The organism is Nocardia sp. NPDC050406 (assembly GCF_044459025.1).
In the GTDB taxonomy this organism is placed as follows: Bacteria; Actinomycetota; Actinomycetes; order Mycobacteriales; family Mycobacteriaceae; genus Nocardia.
In genome coordinates this window covers 621,228-642,182 of sequence record NZ_JBITIM010000001.1, presented here as the reverse complement: position 1 = coordinate 642,182, position 20,955 = coordinate 621,228, and the positions used below count along the sequence as shown (strand labels likewise).

Below are 20,955 nucleotides of genomic sequence, written 5' to 3'. Positions count from 1 at the left end.
CATATCGGCTCTGAATCATCCAGAACGTGACCGGCCGGGCGTCGAGTGGGATAGCCTTGTCGGTCCAAGCCCGGCTTGGTGCCGGTGGGGGGAGCGGGCAATGAGTCCAACCGCGGATGGTTCGGCGAGCGGCGTCGGCAAGGTGAGCCGACGCTACGACCGGATCGCGCCGATCTACCGGTTCCTGGTCGGATCGATGACGGTCACGACGCGTTTGCGTCGTGCCGCCGTGGCTCGACTACAACTGCGTCCGGGGCAGAATGTCGTCGAAATCGGTTGCGGCAGTGGAGCGCATCTACCGCTGCTGGTCGAAGCGGTCGGACCGACCGGCAAGGTAATCGGCATCGACCTCTCGCCGGGAATGCTCGAACGCGCCCGCCGCGTGGTCACCGAGCACGGCTGGGACAACGTCATCCTGGCCCGAGACGACGCGCACGCCCCCACCAGCTTCGACGAAGCGGACGCGATCTTCTTCGGCCTCTCCTACGCCATAATCCCCAACCCACACACCGCATTGCGCCAAGCCTGGTCACGTCTCTCGCCCGGCGGCACACTGGTGATCTCGGAAGGCTTCGTACCCGAACGACCGCGCATTCTCCGACCGGTCCTTCGCACACTCAGCTCGCTGACCGTGCTGGGCCGAGTGGATTGCAAGCCCTGGGAAGACCTCGCCGAATTGACTAGCGGCGTGGGGACGGAACGTCACCGGGGCGGGCTCTATGTGATCACCTGGGCGCGCAAGCCTCTCTGATACCGCACTACAGGCCGAGTTTGGTGACCGCGTTGTCTTCCAAGGGGTTGGCGGTGCGGATGTAGCCGTGCACGGTGCGGGGGTTGGACCAGCGGCCCTGGCGCATGATTTCGCGGTCGCTCGCGCCGCCGAGGGCGGCTTGGGTGGCGAAACCCGCGCGCAGGGAGTGGCCGGAGAAGAGGGCGGGGTCCAGGCCCGCTCGGGCGGCGTAGCGCTTCACCAGTTCGGCTATGGCTCGGCCGGACATGGGGCTGTCGCCTATGCCGCCGTGGCGGGTGATGGTGGGGAAGAGGGGGAGGTCGGGGGTGGTGGTGAGGGGGGTGCCGGTGAAGCCGTGGCAGCGGTGGATGGCGGCATCGGCGCGGGGATGGTCGGTGAGCCAGGCGCGGGCGGCGAGAGTGCCTCCGGCGGTGTGGATTTCGAGGAGACGGACCCAGTCGGCGAAGGCGCAGACGGGGCAGGTGTGCGGGTGCTGGCCGCGGGGGAGGGCGACGCGTTGTTCGGCCACACCGGTCGGGTCGGTCTTGGTGGTGGGCAGATGCACCAGGAGGACCGGTTCGCCCGTGGCGTGGTCGAGTTGGACGCGGATATCCGAAACCCGAAGTCCCGCAAGCTCACTGCGGCGCAGTGCACCGGCGAATCCGATGAGCAGGGCGAGGGCGTCGCGGCGGCGGGCCGGTTCGGTGGGCCAGCCCGGCGCGGGCAAGTGCGCCAGCAACTGGTCGAGGGTGTGCAGCAGAACCGGGCGCTTGCGGGTGGGTGGGGTTCGCCGGGTTCGTCGAATACCCCGCAGTGTCAACCGCACAACGTCCGAGCGGGTCGGGGAGGGCAATCCATTGGCGGCGTGCACCGCCGCGATGGCCGCCGCCTTCCGTTCCAAGGTGGCCGGGCTGAACGCCCACTCGCCACCCTCGCGCCGCGCATCGGCCGCCGCCGCGAGGTAGACGGCCACGTCCAGCGCGTCGGCGGGCAGCGCCTGCCGCCCCTCGGCCGCACACCACCCGGCCCACCCGATCCAATCGGATCGGTACGCCCGCAACGTATTCGCCGACTGCGATGCCTCCAGGTATCGCCGCAGCGCCCCCGCCTGCACGTCGTCGAACCGCTCTCGCACCAACCGCAGCGCGGCCGCGTCCACGAGCACACTGCCCACGCCGCGCCGCAACTCGCTGCGGACCGATTCCGGCACCGCCACAACGGCCTTCGCGTCACCGCCGTTGTCTGCCTGGTCGTCGTTCGCCACGGGGTTGGTCACGCCGTTCAGCCTAGGTGGTGCCGGACCGGGCACGACGGCGGCGCGGCGCTGAATCAGGTGCAGCAGTTGGGGTCGAGGACCACGCACAGGGCGGCGAGGGCGTCGCGGCGGGCGCGGTGGTAGATGTTCATGCCGCGGCGTTCGGATTCGACGAGCCCCGCCTTCTTGAGTTGGCCGAGGTGATGGCTCACCGTCGACTCCGCCAAGCCGACGGTCGCGGCGAGGTCGCCCGTCGTCTCCTCACCGCTGCCGGTCGTGAGCAGCAGGGACATGAGTTTCACTCGGGCCGGATCGGCGATTGCCTTGAGCCGCAACGCGACTTCCAGTGCGGCGGCGTCGTCGACCGGTCCGGCGGCCACCGGTGGGCAGCAGACCGGTGCGGACATGTCGATTACGGGGAGAGCCTTCGGCATGAGATCGACAGTACCCGGAGTATTGACATATGTCGAAAAGGTGGCCAGACTCGGAGTCGCAAGTTCTTCGATATATGTCTCACAACTGGAGGTTTCGGCCATGTCTCGCATCCAACTCGCCCTCAATGTCGACGATCTCGACCAGGCGGTCGGCTTCTACTCGTCGTTGTTCAATACCGAGCCCGCCAAGCGCAAGCCCGGCTACGCCAACTTCGCCATTGCCGAACCGCCGCTGAAGCTGGTGCTGCTGGAGAACCCGGGCAAGGGCGGCAGCATCAATCACCTCGGCGTGGAGGTCGAATCCTCCGACCGCGTCCACGAGGAGATCGCCCGGCTCTCGACCGCCGGATTGTTCACCGAGGAGGAGATGGCGACCACGTGTTGTTTCGCCACCCAGGACAAAGTGTGGGTCACCGGCCCCGATGCGGAGCGGTGGGAGGTCTACACCGTGCTGGCCGACAGCGAAACCTTCGGCACCGCACCGGCCCTCGCCGAGACGCAAGACGGTCCGTGCTGCGGTACCGCGAAGGACGCCGAGGTCGAGGACGCGTGCTGCGGCAGTGCCGCCAAGAAGCGCGCCGTCGCGTCCGGCGCGAGCTGCTGCGGCTGACCATCACCGCGGTCAAGCCTCGCTAGCCGCCCTCACAGCGCGACGACGCGCAGCGTGGCGAGGGTCGAATCGGCCGGGTCGGGGACGTTCATCCCGGCCTCGACACCGGATTTCAGGTATTCGACCACCGCCACGTCGATGAGTTCACCCGGCACGATCACGGGAATCCCGGGCGGGTATGGCGTCACCTGTTCGGCGGCGATGCGGCCGGGAGCCTCGTCGATCGGCACCGTCTCGCACGGCCCGAAGAAGGCGTCGCGGGGCAACATGATCGTCTCCAACTCCAGATCACGCGGTGACGGCAGTCGAATATCCGGTGGCGCGGCTTGTTTCGCTTGAACCCGCCAGGCGGCGAGTCCATCCACCAGGGCGTCGATGGTGGTCTTGTCGTCCGCCATCGACAGGGTGGCGAGGATGCGTCGGTGATCGGAGAGCCCCAGGTCGATTCTGCGGTTCTCACGCAGCCAATCGGCGATCTCGTATCCCGTCGCGCCGGTGGCGGAGACATCCATGAGGACCTGCAACCGGTCCAGATCGTGCGAAGCCTCCACGCCGAGCAGCTCGTCCTCCATCACCGAGATGCCGGGGATGGCGGAGAGATTGCGGCGGGCGTACCGCGCCGTTTCGAGTGCGGCGTCGAGCAATTCGTGGCCCTGCTCGACCATCTGTCTGCGCCACCCGTCCATGGCGCTGTAGAGCAGCACATTCGGGCTGGTCGTCATGAGCAGGTCGGCACAGAGCTTCAGACGGTCCCGGTCGACCAGATCGCCCTGGACGTGGAATACCGAACCCTGCTCGAATCCGGCCCCCATTTTGTGCACGCTCACCACGCAGACATCCGCGCCCGCGTCCATGGCCCAGGTCGGCAGGTCGGCGTGGAAGGGCAGATGCGCGCCCCACGCCTCATCGATGATCAACGGCTTGCCCCGCGCATGGCACACCTCGGCGATGGCGGCGATATCGGCACAGGTGCCGTAGGGACTCGGACTGACAATGAGCGCTCCAGCCGCCTCCGGATGCAGCTCCCAGGCCCGCTCCACCTGCTGCGGCGAGGGCGGATGCGAAAAGTGCCGCTCCGCATCCCATCTCGGCGTGATCCAATATGGCTGCACGCCCGAGAACACCAGCCCGGCGACGATCGACTTGTGGCTGTCGCGTCCCAGGATCAGTCCGCCGTCCCCGCCCGCGACGGCCATCATGGCCGCCTTCACCGACAGCGAACTGCCGCAGGTCGAGAAGAACGCCAGCTCCGCGCCGACCGCATCGGCCATCAGCTCCTCGGCGGACCCGAGCAGCTTCCCCCGAGCCAAACGGTCGTCGAGTCCCGGCCCCGCCAGCACATCGGCACGCATGGCCGGGCCGAGGACCTCCGCGACCCGGGGATCCGCGCCCCGGCCCTGCCGATGCCCCGGCGGGGTGAAGCCATAGCGTCCCAAGCGCTGGTAGTCGGCCAGCGCATCCAACATCGGTGCACGTGAGTGATCCATCAGCTATCGCATACCCCCCGACGCACCCCCTACACCCGCACACCGGGAGCAACCGTTCGCGAAGCCTCGTCCGGCCGTCGCAACGACGCAGCGGAGTCGACGACGACCCGGACGAGACTTCCCCACCGGTCGGGCACACTCGGATCCCCGCACCCGACCCCCACACCCTAAATCGGCGAACTCCCGGAAACCCATGACCCGACGTGCCGAATCCCGCGACATCCCATGCCAATCGGAACAAACATGATCGAGATCGCGCGGACACACCCACAACCTCACCCCCGCGCAACCCTCCAGCACCCCCGCTCAGTCGCCCATCACCCCGAACGGCGACTCCCGAGGGCCCTCATCCAACGGCATACTCCACCCCAGCCCACCACCCCCCGGCGCACCCCACCCCGCGCCGCCATGGTCCGCCCCGTACTCGCACAACAACACACAACCCCCCGGCAACCCACTCCCCGGCTGCGGATAATCCGAATCCCGGTACTCTCCACCCCCCGAAACCCCAACAACCGCCGCCACCCCAACCCCCACCGCGAACATGAGCGCCATGACCCCGCTCCCTCCAACCGCATTCGAGCCATTCCAACGCCGCCGCCATAGCCGCGACTCGGCCCGATAAACCAATCCGACCGGCCACTCTCGCAGCGCGTCAGCGCCACCCGATCGTGGACGGTGACGTCTTCGACCTGCACGAATACTGTGCGGAGCCAGCCCAGGTTCCGAAGGATCGACTTCGAGATCGGTGTCCAGCGGAGTAACGCCTGACCTGGGGTACTGGTCGGTTCTCTCTATCCTGGTCGGATGAGCCCTGATAGGACGTCGATGGTGCTGGTTGGACCGGATGTGGATGCGGTGACGACGGTGGGGGTCGAGGGGGATGCCGGGGGCGTCGGGGTGGATCCGAGGGCGGTCGAGCGGGTTTGGGCGTCGGTGCGTGAGTGGTATCGGATGGGGACTACGCCTGCTATTCAGGTGTGTTTGCGGCGGGAGGGGGAGGTGGTGTTGAACCGGGCCATTGGGCACGCGTGGGGGAATGGGCCTTGGGACGGACCGGAGGTGGAGAAGCGGGCGGTGACGACCGAGACGCCGATCTGTGGGTTCTCGACGGCCAAGGGGGTGTCGGCGGCGGTGATGTTCATGCTGATCGAGGACGGGGTGTTCGGGCTGGAAGATCCGGTGTGCGAACACATTCCGGAGTTCTCGGGGTTCGGGAAGGAACGGATCACCATCGGGGATGTGCTGTCGCACGCGGCGGGGGTGCCGTTCATTACCCCGCCGTATCGCGGGGCGGAGCTGGTGTTGGACGAGGAGTTGGCGGTGCGGGCGCTGGCGGATTTGCGGCCGAGTTGGCGGCCGGGGCGGCTGCGGGTGTATCACGCGTTGACCAGCGGGTTGATTCAGCGGCTGTTGGTGCGGCGGGCCACGGGGAAACCGATGCGGGAGCATTTGCGGGAACGGGTGCTCGAGCCCTTGGGGTTTCGGTGGACGAATTTCGGGGTGAGCCCCGAGGACGTGGATCTGGTGGCGCCCAGCGTGAAGGTCGGCCCGGGGCCCTCTCGCGTATGGCGGCATCTGGCGGGGAAGGCGCTCGGCGGGGGCTTGTCGGGACCGACCGACGCCGCGGCGGAGCGGGCGTTCCTCACCGCGGAACTGCCCTCCGGCAACCTGGTCACCACGGCGTACGAACTCTCGCGCTTCTACGAAATCCTCGCGCGCGGCGGCGAATTGGACGGCGTACGGATCATGCGCCCGGAGACGCTGGCCACCGCCGTGCGCCCCGCCCGGTGGATTCCCAGTGCGGCAGGACGCGTCTCCACGGCGGGCTACGAACTGGGCGGACGCCGCTCGAAATTCGGCCGCCATACCGAAACCCATTTCGGCCGTAGCGGATTGACAACCCAATACGGATGGGCCGACCCCGCCCGCGGACTGTCCGGCGCGATCCTCACCACCGGCAAGGCCGTGGCCGATACCGACCGCCCGTGGCAGCTCGTAGCCCAGATCTCCGAAACATTCACCCCCGTGCGATGAACATCGACAGGGGCGCGTTGATGAGCCCGTGCATGAGCAACACCATCCACGGATTGCGGTGGCGCGACCAGAGATAACCCAAGAACAGCCCCGTGACACCGATATTGACGACGACGGCGGCGAAATCCACGGCCAGGCCGCCGCCACCGAGAATCGCCATATGCCACGACGCCCAGAGCACGCTGGTCAGCAGAATCGCGGGCCAGCGGCCATAGCGGGATTCCAGACGAGTCTGCAGCCAGAAGCGGTAGAACACTTCCTCGATCACGGCATTGAGCAGAAACACCACCGCGATGGTCAGCGCATCGGGGACCGTATCCTCCCGATCCGGCCAGAGCGCGTACGTCACCAGCACGGCCGCGGCCACCGCGGGCAGCGGCCGCAGCCACCGTCCGCGCACGTCCAACCCCGCCCACTCCCGCCACGTGACGATTCGCAGCGCGACCGGAATGACCACCAACAACAGCACTTTCGGCCCGACGAACCACCAATCCGTCCTCGGCGCGAGCAACAGCGTCACGGTGAACGCCACCGCGAGGCCGACCAGCACCCACGCATTCCGGGTGACCACACGAGAGTCACTGCCCAGAAAGGCGTCCGCCGCGGGCGCCCGCGGCGGCACCAGCCACGCGAGACACAGCCCGGCCAGCGGAGACAACCACAGCAACCAGATCGCCCGCGTCTGCTCGCCGTCCCCGGAGAAGCGCACTTGGGTATGCCCCGTGCCGACCAGAATCGTCAGCGAAACAAGGTAGAGGGCGACCCCGCCGATCAGCAGAATCTTGTCCATTCGCGAGGCGATACGCACCCCGTCCACGGTAGCGGCTCGCACCGGTATTGCGCCCCAAGGTGTTTCGCGCAGTGTGTCAGTCCGGCAGCATCGGAACCGAGAGCCCTTCGCCGCGCCTGAGCAGCGCCGCGCGGGTCACCGCACCCGCCCCGAAGCGATCGTGCAGCGCGTCCAAGGTCGAGTCGAGCGTGGACTCCGCCCGCGCCTCGAAGGGCAGCGACAACTGCACGCTGTCGGCATTGTCGAGATTGGTCAGCGACAGACCGATGAGCGTCAACCCGCGCTCGTGCACCAGAGGAAGCGCGGCGGCCAACAGCGTGCGCGCGGCACGAAGAATGACCGCACCACTGTCGGTCGCCTCGGCGAGCGTATGCGAACGCGTAGCCCGCCCGAAGTCGTCGAAACGCATGCGCAACACCACGGTTCGACAGACCCGATCCGCGGCGCGCAACCGGCGGCCAAGCCGATCCGCCAAGCCGTGCAGATACGCCTCCAACTCCTCATCGGTACGAGTCCGACGACCGAGCGCCCGCTGTGCGCCAATGGAGCGCCGTCGCCGCCCGGTCTCGACACGCCGCGGATCACGCGCCCAGGACAGGGCGTACAGATGCCGCCCGGCGGCCGGTCCGACCGCCGCCGCCAAGGCGCTTTCACCCCACTGCGCCAACTGCCCCACCGTGGTGATGCCGCGCTCCCGCAATTCCCGCGAGGTCACCTCACCGACACCCCACAATCGCTCCACCGGCAGCGGATGCAGGAACTCCAACTCCCGATCCGGTGGAACCTCCAGCAGCCCATCGGGTTTCGACACCGCACTCGCGACCTTCGCGAGGAACTTGGTCCGGGCCACCCCGACCGAAATCGGCAATCCGACCTCGTCACGCACCCGCGCCCGCAGCCCGCGCGCGATCTCGACCGGCGTCCCCGCGATCCGCCACAGCCCGTGCACATCGAGGAACGCCTCGTCGATCGAGATACCCTCCACCTCCGGCGTGGTATCCCGAAAGATCTCGAACACCGCCTTGCTCGCCTGCGCGTACGCCGACATGCGCGGCGGCACCACGATGGGGTGCGGACACAATCGCCGCGCCTGCCCCGCGTTCATCGGCGTGCGCACCCCGAACGCCTTCGCCTCGTAACTCGCCGCCAGCACCACCCCGCCGCCGACGATCACCGGCTTGCCCCGCAATCGCGGATTGTCGCGCTGCTCCACCGAGGCGTAGAACGAGTCCAGGTCGGCATGCAGAATCGCGGCCCGCTCGGGTCGGGCGCGGCTGCTCGCAGGGGATCCAGACACGAACATATGTTCGCATACCAATCGGTTTGGGACTAGCTCTGCCCGCCGTCACGGACATGCCCGACATTGAGGACGATCAAGGGGTTCGGCGCGTCTTCGCAGTTCATGCCATATTTTCCGCACGTTCCTGCCATCCTGGGATGATGCGGCTCGATGGCGAGCAGACCAGCGGAGCGTTCTACGACGGAGGCCGGGCCCCCGCCAAGGAAGCGGCCGACGCGGTCGCCCCCGAAGCGGTGGTGGTGAATGTCGCGCCGGAACCGAAGCAGCGACCCGCCCCCGAACCGCGAGCCGTCGAACCGCAACCCGACCTCACCATCGCCCTCGACCGCCATTTCGACACCCGCACCGGCCGTGAGGAATTCCGGCTGTTGCGCCGCATCGGCTATCTCGACGACGCGCCGAACGGCGTCGGCCAGATTCTGGTCCCGGGCAATCTGGAGTCGTGGACCACCGACCTCACCTCGGTGCCCTGGTTCCTCACCTGGCTGGTGCCCAAGACCGGCGCGCACCTGCCCGCGGCCATCCTGCACGACGGCCTGGTCCTCAATCGCGACGAGCCCGCCAGCTATATCGCCGAACGCGTCATCCACCGCGACGAGGCCGACCGGATCTTCCGGGATGCCATGGCCGCGACCGGCACCGGACTGATTCGCCGCTGGATGGTCTGGGCCGCCGTCACCGCCGCGACCATGCACCACGCCCGCCAGGTCGACTGGACGCCACTGCGCAAGTGGCACTACCGCACGGCACTGTGGGGCACCTTGGGTGTCATCGTGCTGCTCGGCCTCTGGAGCACCCTCGACATCCTCGACGCCCCCGCGATTCCAGGCGTGCCGTGGATAGCGGAGCGCCCGATACAGGCGCTCATCGGCGGTGCCGCCGGTGCCATCGCCATCCCGCTGCTGCTCGGCACCGCATGGGGGAAATTCCGCATCGCGGGCTGGATCATCGGACCCCTTGTGGCCCTGGTCATTCCGGCCATCCTCCCGATCGTCCTCATCGGTGGACTCGCGGTCGCCGTCGATCGCCTCCAGCGGCGGAGCCCCTGGCTGGCGCGGATCGTCGGCATCGTCTTCGTCGTGGCGACGTTCGTGGTCTTCGCCGTGTCCTGGTGGACCGCCTGACGAGTTCTCCTGCGGCTCATCCGCTCTCGTGTGACCCATGCCATAACGCCGCGGCGTCACAGCGAGTGCGCCGTCGGCATCTCATGGTCGTTCCGACAACGACGACACGAGTGAGGTCGACACCATGAATGAGCGCACAATCGCACTGGTCACGGGGGCGAACAAGGGCATCGGACGGGCGGCCGCCGCACAGCTCGCCGCACTGGGGATGACGGTCCTGGTCGGCGCGCGAGATCCCCGGCGCGGCGAGGAGGCGGCCGCGGCCATCCGGTCGGCAGGTGGCGACGCGCTGGCCGTGACCTTGGATGTCACCGATGCGGCGACCGTGGGGGAGACCGCGAAGTTCATCGAGGAGCGGTTCGGGCACCTCGATGCGCTGATCAACAATGCCGGAATCACCGGCTCCGGCCAGGTCTCACCGACCGACGCCGTCGATCAGATCCCCAGCACCGTCGACCTGGCCATGGTGCGAACGGTGTTCGAGACCAATGTCTTCGGCCTGATCGCGGTCACCAATGCCATGCTGCCGCTGCTGCGCCATGCACCCGCGCCGCGCATCGTCAATGTCGCCAGCCATGCGGCGTCACTGACCCTGATCGGTGATCCCGACGGACCCTTCGCGGGACTGCTCCCCTCGGCCGCCTACTCGCCCTCCAAGTCCGCGGTCACCGCACTGACCGTCGCCTATGCCAATGAACTTCGCAAGGACGGCATCCTGGTCAATGCGGTCGCCCCGGGCTACGTGGACACCGACAGCAACAACCACACCGGATTCCTGACCGTCGAGCAGGGGGCCGCGATTCTCGTCCGCATGGCCACCCTCGGCGCGGACGGACCGACCGGCGGCTTCTTCAGCGAAGAGGGCCCGCTGCCCTGGTGACCCGGGTAGGTCAGGTGGCGGGGCCGTCCTTCAGCCTCGCCTCCAATTCGGCTGCCAGCTCCGGCCTTTCGGCCTCCATCTTCTGGACGTAGAGAACGGCGTCGTTCACGGTGCGCAGGCTCGCCATATCCTCGTCGGGAATCTGCACGCCGTATTTGTCCTCGAGTTGGACGGCGACCTCCACCAGGGAGAGCGAGTCGATATCCAGATCGTCGACGAAGGATTTCTCGAGGAGTACCTCGGCCGCCTCGATCCCGGTCACCTCTTCGACGATTGCCGCGATACCGGCCACGATGTCTTCTTGTGTTGTAGTCACGCGCTCACGCTAGGAGCTCCACCGTGGTGGAGTTTCCACAGTTTGTGATGGACGGCACAGGATACGGAGCCGGACAACAGAGCGCGGTCGGTGCGGCTTCGAGGAGCCGCACCGACCGCGTCATGTCGAATCCGCGAGCGCGAATTCAGTGGATTGTCAGGGCTTCAGCGCGCAGTTGGGCGGCTGCACGATGCCCTGGTTGGCCACATTGTCACCGAGCAGGACGGTCACCTTCGCCTCGACCGGGGCCTGGCCGTTGGCCGAGATCTTCACGGTGAAGGATTCGGTCTTCTCCTGCGCGGTCGCGGTGCACAGCGCGCTCCAGGCGATCTTCTGCCCGTTGTCGATGATCTGGAAAGCGACGTAACCCTTCTTGGGTTCGGTGCTGGACACCTGCTCGATCTTCGGCGTGACCCCGGCGGGGGCGTCGACCAGATCGGCGATGGGGGTCTCGGCCCGCCCGAAGGTGTTCACCGAGGCCCGGTCCTCCTTGGCGGTCAGCTTCGCGCCACCCTGTCCGGCACCGGTCGTGGTGGTCGTGAGGGTATTGGACGCCGCGGTGGTGTCGAACGCACCGTTCGGTGCGAAGCCCTTGACGACCGCCTCACTCGAAATGGCGGTATTGGCGGGCGTCTTGCCCTCGACCATGACGGTGAAGGTGGCCGAGCCGCTCTTGGTCTTGCTGATCTCGCCCAGATTGAACACGACCTTCTGGGCGCCCTGCTTGGTGCCGCCGGTCTGATAGACGGTGCTGCCCGGAATGGTCATCTCGGCAACGACATTGGTGAACGAGTCATTGCCGGTGGTGCTGACCGTGAGCGTGCACGCCACCTCGTCGCCGGGGAAGAGGCTGCCGGGGGTCTGCACATCGCGGCACTCGTACTTCGAGGTCGGACCCGCCACGGCGTACGCCGGAGCCGTGCCGAGGTGCAGCGCGCCTGCGGCGAGCGAGAAGGCCGAAGCGAGCATGACGGCGCGCTTCACTGCGGGCTTGGGGGCGCTGATCATTGGTTGTCTCACCTTTCTGATGGATGGTTCTGCCCCGCGCCGACCGCGGTTCGAAGCACCCGTTTCTGTTTCCGCACTGATGGTCTGCGGTGCGACTCTGCGGCGACCAATGAGGCGCTAATGACTCCGAGCGAAGGCCAAATTGGTACGGGCGTACATGCGAGCCCAGTTTTTCGGAGAATTCGTTGGAGTTACGTAACGTTGGCTGCGACCAAACGGAAACGTATTGTTCGGGAGGTCGAGGGAGGGAGGGCCGTTCGGCTGACCTCCGATAAGGTTCACTTATCGGAGGTCAGAACGGCGGCGGACAGATTGCGCCTCAACGGGATTCGTTTCGTGTTGTTCCGTTGGAAATGACGAAACCAACGCTACGATTTGGTTCGTGTCGACGAGCATCTGTAATTACCCGGGCTGTACGCGTCCCATCCATCGCGGCGGAGGTCCGGGGCGGCCCTCGGAGTACTGCGACCATCCCGACCACACGCGGTGGCGGGCCTGGCGGGAACGCCAACGCGCGCAGCAGGCGGAGGGTGAGGCTCCGGTCGCGAACGTCACTGTGACGCAACAGGGGCCGGTGACCGTGGCTCGTATGCGCGCCGACGAGTTGTTGATTCAGTTCCGCGGGCTAGCGGATCAGTTGGGGACCACGCTCTCCGCGGCGGTGGCCGAAATGTCCACCTTGGCGGACCCTTCCGTGGCCGAGGCGCAAGTGCAGGCCGTACAGGCCGATGCGGCGCGACGGATCGCGGAGGCCGAGATGGCGACGGTGGCCGCGGAGCAGGCGCGGCGGGAGGCCGAAGAGGCCCGGGCGGCCGCGGAATCCGCCGCCGAGGATGCGGCGGCCGCCGCGGAAGAAGCGGAGGCCAAGATAGCGGAGGCGCTCAGCGCGCGCGATGACGCGATGAAAGAGGTTGAGCGGGTGACCAAACAGGCCGCCGACGACGTCTTCGCCGCACGCACCGAGGCCGAGGCGGAAATCCGGACAATTCGCCGCGAGGCGGCCGAGGATGTGGAACGCGCCCGGCAGCAGGCGAGCGAGGAGATCGACCTGGCACGGTCGAAGACCGCGGCCGAGATCGAACAGGTCCGCCGCGACGCCTCCCAGCGCACCACGGCCGCGGCCGCCGAACGCGATCTCGCCGTTCAGCGGGCCGCCGACGCCGAACGGGCCATCGACCGCGCGGAACAGGCTGTGGCCGAACGCAATCAGGCCATGGCCGAGACCCGTGACGAGCTCACGCGGGTCCGTGCCGAACTCGATCGCGTCCGCATCGAATTGTCCGAGTCCCGCCGCACCGCCGCCGATGATGTGGCCAAGATCCGCGCCGAATTCGGCGTCACCCTGGAGCAGACCCGCCAGGAGGCGGCCGCCCGGCTGGCCGCGCTCGACGACGCCCGTGAACAGATCCTCGCCCGCGCCGAACGCGCCGAACGACAGCTCGATGCGGTCCTCGCGGAGCGCGGGGGGAGTACGGTGCCCGAGAAGGCCGCCGCGCGCTGAAATCGCCCACGGAATCGGGCGTCGATTGCCCCCACGGGACCATCGGGTATGACCATACTCAGCAATGGACAATGGCAGTGAAAAATCGTGACTGGTCGGTATAAAACGCTAGCTGCAGTTCGCAATTCGAATCTTCACGGCGAAGATTTCGATCGTGTCGGAGATATGGGCTTGCACCTGTATCGTCATGGGAAAGACTGCTCCGCTCGGACGCGATCTGGAATGATCTTCAATCGTGGTTCCGCCGGTAAGGCGACTGCCCGTGCGATCATCGACCGCTGGTGCACGGAAGGGTAAAAGGGGTGCGAGACTTGAACATCAACGCCATTCGGGCTCGGCAATCTCGGCCGAGCGTGGCGCGCGTGTACAGCTACGTTCTCGGCGGGCGCGACAACTACGGGGTCGACAAGGATGTCGGGGACTTCTTCATGGGCGACCTCCCGGGTTCGGAGTTGCTCGCCATCACCAATCGCGATGCCGTGCTGCGCGCCGCTCGCGATATGGCCGCCGATGGCATCCGCCAGGTGATCGATATGGGTTGCGGTCTGCCCACCGACGAGAACATCCACGATGTGCTGCGCCGTCAGCACCCCGACGCCCGCGTCGTGTACGTGGACAACGATCCCTTCGTGGTGGCCCACGGTCGGGCACTGCTCGCGATCGACGAGAATATCGCCGTCCTCGAGGCCGATGTGGGCGATCCGGCGGCGATCCGTGAGCATCCGGATGTGCAGCGGCTCATCGACTTCGACGAACCCCTCGGCATCATCTTCGGCATCACGCTGAGTTTCCTGAACGACGACGAGGATCCCGCGGGCGTGGTGAAGAGCTGGGCGGATCGCATGGCCCCCGAGAGCCGTGTCTACATCTCGCACTTCCAGACCGGGCGTACCCGCGAGGCCGCGGCCACCGAGCGCAAGATCCTGGAGGCGTTCGGGCGGGGTCGCTGGCGCGACGAGAAGCAGATTCTGGAGCTGTTCGGCGATCTGGAACTGCTCGATCCGGGACTCAAGGCCTGTAAGCAGTGGCGGCCGGATCCGCCGCGGGCCAACGAGCCCAGCGAAGAGCGCGACCTGAGTGTGTGGGAAGAGCTGGTCGTCTCCGGAATGGCCCGTAAGTCCGGCTAATCCGTCGGTTCGGTGAACAGATCCTTCCGCGGCGAGACCAGCGGAAGGGGCGCGAGCATATCTCGATGCCCCAGCTTCGCACCGCAGAAACGGAACGGGCCGTCGGAGGCGAAGAGCCGACCCATCTGCGGGTCGGCATGGTCGAGGAACCACACGCTCAATCCGGTGCGTGGCTCCAGTCGATAGTGTTCCCAAGCGCGCCAGAGGATTTCGAGGCGCGCCACGGCCTCGGCATGCTTCCACCACTCCGGGCACCAGGCCAGCGTCGGATCGTTGACCACGTCACGTCGGTACACCAGGCTCAGATAGTTCTCGACGAACTCGATCACCGACGGATAGACGTGGCCTACCGATCTCCAGTCACTCATGGCCTCTATTCAACAGCACGACCGGCCAACGTCACTGTGACGCAACGAAGTTCGTATGGCGCAGTCGCGCCATCGAACGAATCTCGTCCGGACGCCTGTCAGCGGAAGGCGTCGGCGTGCGCGGTGGCCCACTGTTCGAAGGTGCGCGGCGGGCGACCGGTGACCTCCTCGACCGTGGGGCGCACAATCGATTCGTCGATGGCGCCGTGGACGTAGAAGTCGAAGAAGGCGTCCACGTACTCGACCGGGGTGTTCTCCAGCATGTCGGCCCGGGCCTCGTCGTCGGTGAGGCCGTGGCAGACGAGGTTTCGGCCCAGGACCTTGCCGAGAACAGCCACCTGGTCGGCCGGGCGCAGCGCTTCCGGCCCGGTGGGCCACAGGATCTCGCCGTGGAAACGCTTGTCGCGCAGGGCTTCCGCGGCGACCGCGCCAAGGTCGAAGGCATCCAGGCTGGCCGTGCGGACCTCCGGGAACGGCGCTCGCACCACATCCCCGGCGCGCAGTTGCGGCAGCCAGCGCAGGGCATTGGAGGCGAAGGCGCAGGGGCGCAGGATCGTCCAGGTCGCCCCGGATTCGAGGACTTCGCGTTCCGAGGCGGCCATGTAGCGGGTGACGGCATTGCCGTTGTCGCCGGTGCCCGCCGAGACACCCGACAACTGCACGATGTGTTCGACCCCGGCCCTCGCCGCCGCCTGAGCCACCCCGGGGTAGCCCGGCAGCAGGAACAGAGCCCGAATACCGTCGAAGGCAAGGGTTTCGGGTGCGGTGAGGTCGCCCGCCACCGCGTCGACGCCCTCGGGCAGGGTGACGCGCCGAGGGTCGCGTACCAGCGCCCGCACGGGTTCCCCGGCCGTCGCCAACGCCTGTACGACCTCCGCGCCCACATTGCCGGACGCGCCCGTCACCAGAAACATCGTGTCGATCCCTTCATCGTGTGAAATCGACACCAGCCTAAAGGCGTTGCCGGTCCACCGCCTCGTCGTGCGCGGCGCCGCGTGGACGCAGGTGCTCCGACGCCGCGTGGTCGTGCGTGGGAACGATGGTCGCGAAGTGTCGAGCCACGTGCAGACGGTGCAGGGCCTTGAACGCCTCGTCGCGGTCGTTGTCGACGAAATTGCCCGGGAAGCTGGCCTTCTGGCGAATGCGGTCGACCTGTTCGGTGTGCCAGGCGGCATCCCCGGCCAACAGCACCCAGCCGCGTGCGGTGTGCGCGAGGACGCCGATACTGCCGGGCGTATGGCCCGCCAGATCGACCAGAACGACACTGCCGTCGCCGAAAAGATCATGGCTGCGGGTGAAGGTCAGTACGGGCGGCCCGTCGAGCTCGTACTCGACGATGGGGCGGTCGAGCAGCGCATCGCGCACCCCGCCAGCCGGGGGTACCGCGCCCGTACCGATCCACTGGTGCTCGGTCCGGTGCAAGTGGACCGGGAGGCCGGGCAGGTCCAGCAGGCCGCAGACGTGATCCCAGTGCGCGTGGGTCGGGAGCGCGAAATCCGGTGTCGGCAGCGATGGCTCGCGGCGTAGCGCGGTGGTGGTCGGGAGCGTGCTCGACGGCGGACGAACGAGCGCGCGCAGCACCGTCGGCAGTTGCGCCAGGGCGCGCTGTTCCACATCCACGCAGACGCTCGGGTCCAGCAGGAAGGTGGCGTCGGGGTGTTCGACCACGAAGGTGGTGAGCGCGTTGGTGACGTGCCGCGGTGTGTACACGCCCTCCACGATGATCGCGGTCGGCACCGATCGCGGGGTCTGCGGCAGGGCGGTCACCCGTACGGTGCGCCGAGGGGTCGGCAGCCCGGCATTGGTGAGCGAGCGCAGGAAGCGCTCGTCGGCTCGTCTGGGGCGTACCGCCCCCGTCGCCAAACCTACTGCTGCCGTGCAGCATTCGAGCAGACTCGGGGTGCGCGCCATCTCGGTCATGATCCCACTCTCCATTCCCACTGTCGCCCGGCTACCGATCCGCCGTCGGGGTTGTGGAACGGTAATACTCGAGGTCGACGTGAAGTAAAGGAGAACTGGTGGCGACTGTGACGGATATGCGTATCGGCGACGCGGCCGCCGCTCTCGGAATCGAAGCCCACGTGCTCAGGCACTGGGCATCGGTGGGGCTGCTCGCCCCGAACCGCAGCCCCTCGGGTCATCGCAATTACGACGCGAACACCCTGGATCAGGCCCGGCTCATTCGCACGTTGCAGCGCGCGGGGCTGTCACTCGAGCAGATCCGTCAACTCGCGGTCGGCGCGCGGGCCGAACGGGTGACCCTCATCGATGCCGAACGCGCGGCAGTGCGCGAGCGTATCGCGTTGCTGCGGGCCACCGACCGCTTCCTCGAGCACTTGGGCGAATGCCGCCATCGGGTCGTCTCGGAATGTCCGGAGTGCTCGCGGTTCACCGCACGGGAGCGTCAGCGGACACCACGATTTTCGCGCCATGTGCCGGGACGTGGGTGATATTGCGAATCCGGGCCCGTTCGGCTCGCCCACCCTCGGGTAGCGCGACCGTGAACCGACCCAGTACCTCACGGAGTACGACGGTCCCCTCCATGAGCGAGAAGCCCGCGCCGATGCACCGACGGACACCGCCCCCGAAGGGCAGCCAGGTATTGGCGGCGACGCTGCCGTCGAGGAAGCGATCGGGGCGGAACCGCGCGGCATCGGGATAGTTGTCGGAGCGCTTGTGCGCCAACAGAATCGACGTCGACACCACGGTGCCCTCGGGCAGCGGTATGTCGCCGATCGTCAGGTCGCGGGTGAGGCGTCGCCCGGTGGCCGCGATGATCGTGCGGCGGCGCATGGATTCCTTCAGCACCGCCTTGAGGTATTTGTCGTCGCCGTCGTGTGCGGCGCGACGCGCGGCCTCCTGGATGTCCGGATTCGCCGCGAGCTCCTGCAGCGCCCACGACAGCGCCGACGCGGTGGTTTCGTGGCCCGCGAGCAGCAGGGTGATGAGCTGATCGCGCAGCTCGGCATCCGAGAGCGGTTGATCCGCCCCGTCGCCCGCGCCGACGGCGAGTAGCCGCGACAGCACATCGGCCCGCTGGTCCACCTCGGGATGCGCCCGCCGCCGGGCGATCTCGGCCAGCAACAGCTCGTCGATGGCCCGCTGGGTGGCGCGCATCCGCTTCCACACCCCGTAGCGCTCCAGGCGGGGCCACTTCCAGCCGAAGAACACGATCGGATTGATATTCACGATCCGGCGCAGCAGCGGCGCGAGTTCGTCGCGTCGCCGCTCATCGGTCATACCGAAGACCACCTGCATGATCACATCCAGGGTGAGTTCGTTCATACGGTCCAGCGCGGTCACCGTGGACCCCGAAACCCACCGATCCACATGCGTTTTGGCAATGGCCTCCACCATGCCGCGATACCCGTGCAACGCCGACCCGGTGAAGGCGGGCATGAGCAGCCGCCGCGCCCGCGCGTGCTCCTGCTCGTCGGTGAGCAGCACCGACCGGGTGCCCATGATGTGGACCAGCAGCCGATTCCCTTCCCCGGCATGCAGATCCGCCGGACTTCCGGCGAAGATCTCCCGAATGTGCTCGGGCCGCGAGAAGACCACCAGCTGCTCGGCGTAGGGCGGTACCAGCCGCAGCGTGAACACGTCCCCGTAGCGGCGCGCCGCCGTATCGAGCAGCAGCCCACGCCATTTCGCGTACAGCAGCGTCTGTATCGCTCTCGGAATACGGGGGCCGGGTGGGTAGGCGGTGTGCACGTCGTCGTTCCTTCCGCGCGGAACCGGCGCGGGCGACCGCCACGCCTGTTACCACCGTAGGTCGTCGCGGCATCGCACGGAACGGCCGCGAGGAGCTCGTGCTCTCCGACGCGCGGCTAGCGCAGGGCGGCGGCGCAGCGGCGGGCGATCTTCTCGATCTCCGCGACGAGCTCCGGGGGATCGGTGACGGTGAAGTCGGTGTCGATGGAGGTCAGCATCCAGGTCAGCGCCCACGGGGTGTCCGCGCCCAGATGCAGGAGGCACGAGGAATCGTCGACCGCCTCGAGAACGCCCATGCCCGGCCAGATCTGGTCGGCGAGTTCGGCGGCGCCGCGGTGCAGGGTCACCGTGGCCTGGTACGGCCACGACGTCTGCGACAGGCGGCGGGAGAGGTAGGCCACCACATCGCCGTCGGGTGGTTCGCGTGGCGGGAAGCGCGGCCCGGTCGGGATACGCGGGCGCAGGCGGTCCACCCGGTAGGTGCGCCAGTCGTCGCGGCGCACATCCCAGCCGACCAGGTACCAGTGCCGGTTGAAGTTGACCACCGCGTGCGGTTCGGCCTCTCGAATCGATTCGCGCCCCGCGTGATCGGAGTAGTCGAAGCGCAGCCGCTCGTGCCGGTTGCAGGCGTCGGAGAGGGCGATGAGCGTATCGGAGTCCACCCTCGGCCCGGTCGGCTCCACGCGCACCACCGTCCGTTTCAGCGCTTCGAGCCGGTGTCGCAGACGCGAGGGCATGACCTGTTCGAGTTTGGTCAGCGCACGCAGCGACGCCTCCTCGATACCGGCGACGGTGCCGCCCGCGGTGGTCCGCAGCCCCACGGCCACGGCGACGGCCTCCTCGTCGTCGAGCAGCAGCGGCGGGAGGGCGGAGCCCGCGGCGAGACGGTATCCGGCCGTGCCCTGGACGGCGTCGACGGGATAGCCGAGTTCGCGCAGGCGGTCGATATCGCGGCGGACGGTCCGCGCGCTGACGCCGAGTCGATCGGCCAATTCCGGGCCGGACCAGTCGCGATGGGTTTGCAGCAGCGACAGCAGCCGCAGCAGTCGAGCCGAAGTTTCGAGCATGCTCCCAGACTGCCACGACCTTAGGACAGAACCCGACCTAAGAGGCTTCTACCGTGGAGAACATGACGAACATCGAGCCTTTCCGCATCGATATCCCGCAGCGCGACCTCGACGACTTGAATGCCCGTCTGGCCAATACCCGGTGGCCGTCGGAACTGCCGGGCGTCGAGTGGAGCTACGGCATTCCGACCGCGTATGTGCGCGAGCTGGCGGAGTACTGGCGCAACGACTACGACTGGCGCGCCCAGGAGGCCGCCCGGAACGAGATCCCGCAGTTCGTCACCGAGATCGACGGACAGACAATCCATTTCATGCATGTGCGCTCGCCGGAGCCGGACGCGCTGGCGCTGGTGCTCGTGCACGGCTGGCCGTTCGAGGATTTCACCGAGATGATCGGCGCGCTCACCGATCCCCGCGCGCACGGCGGCGACGCGAGCGATGCCTTCCACCTGGTGATTCCCACCCTGCCCGGATTCGGCTTCTCCGGCCCGACCCGGCGGCCGGGCGATGCCGCCACCGAGCGCAGCGCCGAACTGCTCGCGAAACTCATGGCGCGCCTGGGCTATTCGCGCTACGGCGTGCAGGGCGGCGATATGGGTTCGTTCGTCGCGCCCGAGCTCGGCCGCATCGACACCGAACATGTGGCCGGTATTCACCTCAACGATCCGATCACCATCCCGTCCTGGGACGACGATCCGTCCGGTTACAGCGCCGAGGACCAGGAGAAGATCGCCGCGCTCTCCGATTGGAGCAGCCAGGAGACCACCGGTTACGCCGGTATCCACTCCACGCGTCCGCAGACTCTCGCCCCCGCGGTGTCCGACTCTCCGGCGGGCATGATGGCCTGGGTCCTCGACGTCGTGAACACCTACACCAACCCCGCCACAACCCGCCCCGACGACGCCATCGACCGCGACCTGCTGCTCACCAATCTCGCGATCCTGTGGTTCACCGACACCACCGGCTCCTCCATGCGCGGCTACAAGGAGTCCCAGTCCTGGGGAGCCGCGGCGGCGAAGTCGTCCGTCCCCACCGGAGTCGCGATCTTCCCGGGCGGCAATACGATTCGCGGCATCGTCGAAAAGCAGAACACCGTCGTGCACTGGTCCGAATTCGACCGAGGCGGCCACTTCGCCGCCATGGAAGCGCCGGACCTGCTCACCGCGGACCTGCGTGACTTCTTCCGCAAACTGCGCTGACGCGGCCGCTG

Annotated in this window: 21 protein-coding genes; 9 read left to right on the top strand and 12 right to left on the bottom strand. The window is 67.6% G+C overall.

The window, feature by feature from the left end:
- The first annotated feature begins 100 nt into the window (after nucleotides 1–100).
- Complete coding sequence (locus ACIBH2_RS02940; RefSeq protein WP_397112769.1) at nucleotides 101–751, top strand: class I SAM-dependent methyltransferase; 651 nt, start codon at nucleotides 101–103, stop codon at nucleotides 749–751.
- Between the two features lie 7 nt (nucleotides 752–758).
- Here ACIBH2_RS02940 and ACIBH2_RS02935 read toward each other — a convergent pair whose 3' ends face one another.
- Both ACIBH2_RS02935 and ACIBH2_RS02930 read right to left on the bottom strand, forming a co-directional pair.
- A complete protein-coding gene (locus ACIBH2_RS02935; RefSeq protein ID WP_397112767.1) occupies nucleotides 759–2,006 on the bottom strand; it encodes a site-specific integrase in 1,248 nt (415 codons plus the stop codon).
- A gap of 53 nt (nucleotides 2,007–2,059) precedes the next feature.
- The gene (locus ACIBH2_RS02930) at nucleotides 2,060–2,419 is read right to left on the bottom strand and encodes an Rv2640c family ArsR-like transcriptional regulator (RefSeq protein ID WP_397112765.1); all 360 of its coding nucleotides are present in this window, start codon (nucleotides 2,417–2,419) and stop codon (nucleotides 2,060–2,062) included.
- Between the two features lie 100 nt (nucleotides 2,420–2,519).
- On the opposite strand from ACIBH2_RS02930, the gene ACIBH2_RS02925 reads away from it, so the two are divergent.
- The gene (locus ACIBH2_RS02925; RefSeq protein ID WP_397112763.1) at nucleotides 2,520–3,029 is read left to right on the top strand and encodes an ArsI/CadI family heavy metal resistance metalloenzyme; all 510 of its coding nucleotides are present in this window, start codon (nucleotides 2,520–2,522) and stop codon (nucleotides 3,027–3,029) included.
- A gap of 32 nt (nucleotides 3,030–3,061) precedes the next feature.
- Here the strand turns inward: ACIBH2_RS02925 and ACIBH2_RS02920 are convergent, their stop codons facing one another.
- Complete coding sequence (locus ACIBH2_RS02920; RefSeq protein WP_397112761.1) at nucleotides 3,062–4,516, bottom strand: aminotransferase class I/II-fold pyridoxal phosphate-dependent enzyme; 1,455 nt, start codon at nucleotides 4,514–4,516, stop codon at nucleotides 3,062–3,064.
- 807 nt (nucleotides 4,517–5,323) lie between these two features.
- Here ACIBH2_RS02920 and ACIBH2_RS02915 point away from each other — a divergent pair.
- Nucleotides 5,324–6,553: a serine hydrolase domain-containing protein gene (locus ACIBH2_RS02915; protein ID WP_397112759.1), complete on the top strand. Its 1,230-nt coding sequence runs from the start codon at nucleotides 5,324–5,326 to the stop codon at nucleotides 6,551–6,553.
- Here the strand turns inward: ACIBH2_RS02915 and ACIBH2_RS02910 are convergent.
- Both ACIBH2_RS02910 and dinB read right to left on the bottom strand, forming a co-directional pair.
- The gene (locus ACIBH2_RS02910) at nucleotides 6,537–7,361 is read right to left on the bottom strand and encodes a lysostaphin resistance A-like protein (protein WP_397112757.1); all 825 of its coding nucleotides are present in this window, start codon (nucleotides 7,359–7,361) and stop codon (nucleotides 6,537–6,539) included. The genes ACIBH2_RS02915 and ACIBH2_RS02910 overlap by 17 nt on opposite strands.
- Nucleotides 7,362–7,419: 58 nt before the next feature.
- Complete coding sequence (dinB, locus tag ACIBH2_RS02905) at nucleotides 7,420–8,646, bottom strand: DNA polymerase IV (protein WP_397112755.1); 1,227 nt, start codon at nucleotides 8,644–8,646, stop codon at nucleotides 7,420–7,422.
- A gap of 134 nt (nucleotides 8,647–8,780) precedes the next feature.
- Here dinB and ACIBH2_RS02900 point away from each other — a divergent pair, with 134 nt between their 5' ends.
- The gene (locus tag ACIBH2_RS02900) at nucleotides 8,781–9,767 is read left to right on the top strand and encodes a DUF1353 domain-containing protein (RefSeq protein WP_397112751.1); all 987 of its coding nucleotides are present in this window, start codon (nucleotides 8,781–8,783) and stop codon (nucleotides 9,765–9,767) included.
- Nucleotides 9,768–9,891: 124 nt separating this feature from the next.
- Nucleotides 9,892–10,647 carry an SDR family NAD(P)-dependent oxidoreductase gene (locus ACIBH2_RS02895; protein WP_397112749.1) on the top strand — a complete coding sequence of 252 codons (756 nt, stop codon included), beginning with the start codon at nucleotides 9,892–9,894 and terminating at the stop codon, nucleotides 10,645–10,647.
- 10 nt (nucleotides 10,648–10,657) lie between these two features.
- Here ACIBH2_RS02895 and acpM read toward each other — a convergent pair whose 3' ends face one another.
- Both acpM and ACIBH2_RS02885 read right to left on the bottom strand, forming a co-directional pair.
- Nucleotides 10,658–10,963 carry a meromycolate extension acyl carrier protein AcpM gene (acpM, locus tag ACIBH2_RS02890; protein WP_397112747.1) on the bottom strand — a complete coding sequence of 102 codons (306 nt, stop codon included), beginning with the start codon at nucleotides 10,961–10,963 and terminating at the stop codon, nucleotides 10,658–10,660.
- Nucleotides 10,964–11,119: 156 nt separating this feature from the next.
- Nucleotides 11,120–11,971 carry a hypothetical protein gene (locus tag ACIBH2_RS02885; RefSeq protein ID WP_397112745.1) on the bottom strand — a complete coding sequence of 284 codons (852 nt, stop codon included), beginning with the start codon at nucleotides 11,969–11,971 and terminating at the stop codon, nucleotides 11,120–11,122.
- 382 nt (nucleotides 11,972–12,353) lie between these two features.
- Here ACIBH2_RS02885 and ACIBH2_RS02880 point away from each other — a divergent pair, with 382 nt between their 5' ends.
- Together ACIBH2_RS02880 and ACIBH2_RS02875 are read left to right on the top strand one after the other, a co-directional pair.
- Entirely contained in the window at nucleotides 12,354–13,472 is a 1,119-nt protein-coding gene (locus tag ACIBH2_RS02880) for a hypothetical protein (RefSeq protein ID WP_397112743.1), read from the top strand.
- Between the two features lie 281 nt (nucleotides 13,473–13,753).
- Nucleotides 13,754–14,599 carry an SAM-dependent methyltransferase gene (locus tag ACIBH2_RS02875; RefSeq protein ID WP_397112741.1) on the top strand — a complete coding sequence of 282 codons (846 nt, stop codon included), beginning with the start codon at nucleotides 13,754–13,756 and terminating at the stop codon, nucleotides 14,597–14,599.
- Here the strand turns inward: ACIBH2_RS02875 and ACIBH2_RS02870 are convergent.
- The 3 genes from ACIBH2_RS02870 to ACIBH2_RS02860 form a co-directional block, all read right to left on the bottom strand.
- Complete coding sequence (locus ACIBH2_RS02870) at nucleotides 14,596–14,967, bottom strand: DUF4913 domain-containing protein (RefSeq protein WP_397112739.1); 372 nt, start codon at nucleotides 14,965–14,967, stop codon at nucleotides 14,596–14,598. The two genes, ACIBH2_RS02875 and ACIBH2_RS02870, sit on opposite strands and share 4 nt — an antisense overlap.
- Before the next feature lie 98 nt (nucleotides 14,968–15,065).
- Complete coding sequence (locus ACIBH2_RS02865) at nucleotides 15,066–15,881, bottom strand: NAD(P)H-binding protein (RefSeq protein WP_397112737.1); 816 nt, start codon at nucleotides 15,879–15,881, stop codon at nucleotides 15,066–15,068.
- Between the two features lie 37 nt (nucleotides 15,882–15,918).
- Nucleotides 15,919–16,887, bottom strand: a complete 969-nt coding sequence (locus ACIBH2_RS02860; protein ID WP_397112735.1) for an MBL fold metallo-hydrolase — start codon at nucleotides 16,885–16,887, stop codon at nucleotides 15,919–15,921.
- A 98-nt stretch (nucleotides 16,888–16,985) separates the two neighbouring features.
- On the opposite strand from ACIBH2_RS02860, the gene ACIBH2_RS02855 reads away from it, so the two are divergent.
- Nucleotides 16,986–17,417, top strand: a complete 432-nt coding sequence (locus ACIBH2_RS02855; RefSeq protein ID WP_397112733.1) for a MerR family transcriptional regulator — start codon at nucleotides 16,986–16,988, stop codon at nucleotides 17,415–17,417.
- Here the strand turns inward: ACIBH2_RS02855 and ACIBH2_RS02850 are convergent.
- Together ACIBH2_RS02850 and ACIBH2_RS02845 are read right to left on the bottom strand one after the other, a co-directional pair.
- Nucleotides 17,356–18,678: a cytochrome P450 gene (locus tag ACIBH2_RS02850; RefSeq protein ID WP_397112731.1), complete on the bottom strand. Its 1,323-nt coding sequence runs from the start codon at nucleotides 18,676–18,678 to the stop codon at nucleotides 17,356–17,358. The genes ACIBH2_RS02855 and ACIBH2_RS02850 overlap by 62 nt on opposite strands.
- Before the next feature lie 116 nt (nucleotides 18,679–18,794).
- Nucleotides 18,795–19,745: a helix-turn-helix transcriptional regulator gene (locus ACIBH2_RS02845; RefSeq protein ID WP_397112729.1), complete on the bottom strand. Its 951-nt coding sequence runs from the start codon at nucleotides 19,743–19,745 to the stop codon at nucleotides 18,795–18,797.
- Between the two features lie 62 nt (nucleotides 19,746–19,807).
- On the opposite strand from ACIBH2_RS02845, the gene ACIBH2_RS02840 reads away from it, so the two are divergent.
- On the top strand, nucleotides 19,808–20,944 hold the full coding sequence (locus ACIBH2_RS02840) for an epoxide hydrolase family protein (RefSeq protein ID WP_397112727.1): 1,137 nt from the start codon (nucleotides 19,808–19,810) through the stop codon (nucleotides 20,942–20,944).
- Nucleotides 20,945–20,955: the final 11 nt, after the last annotated feature.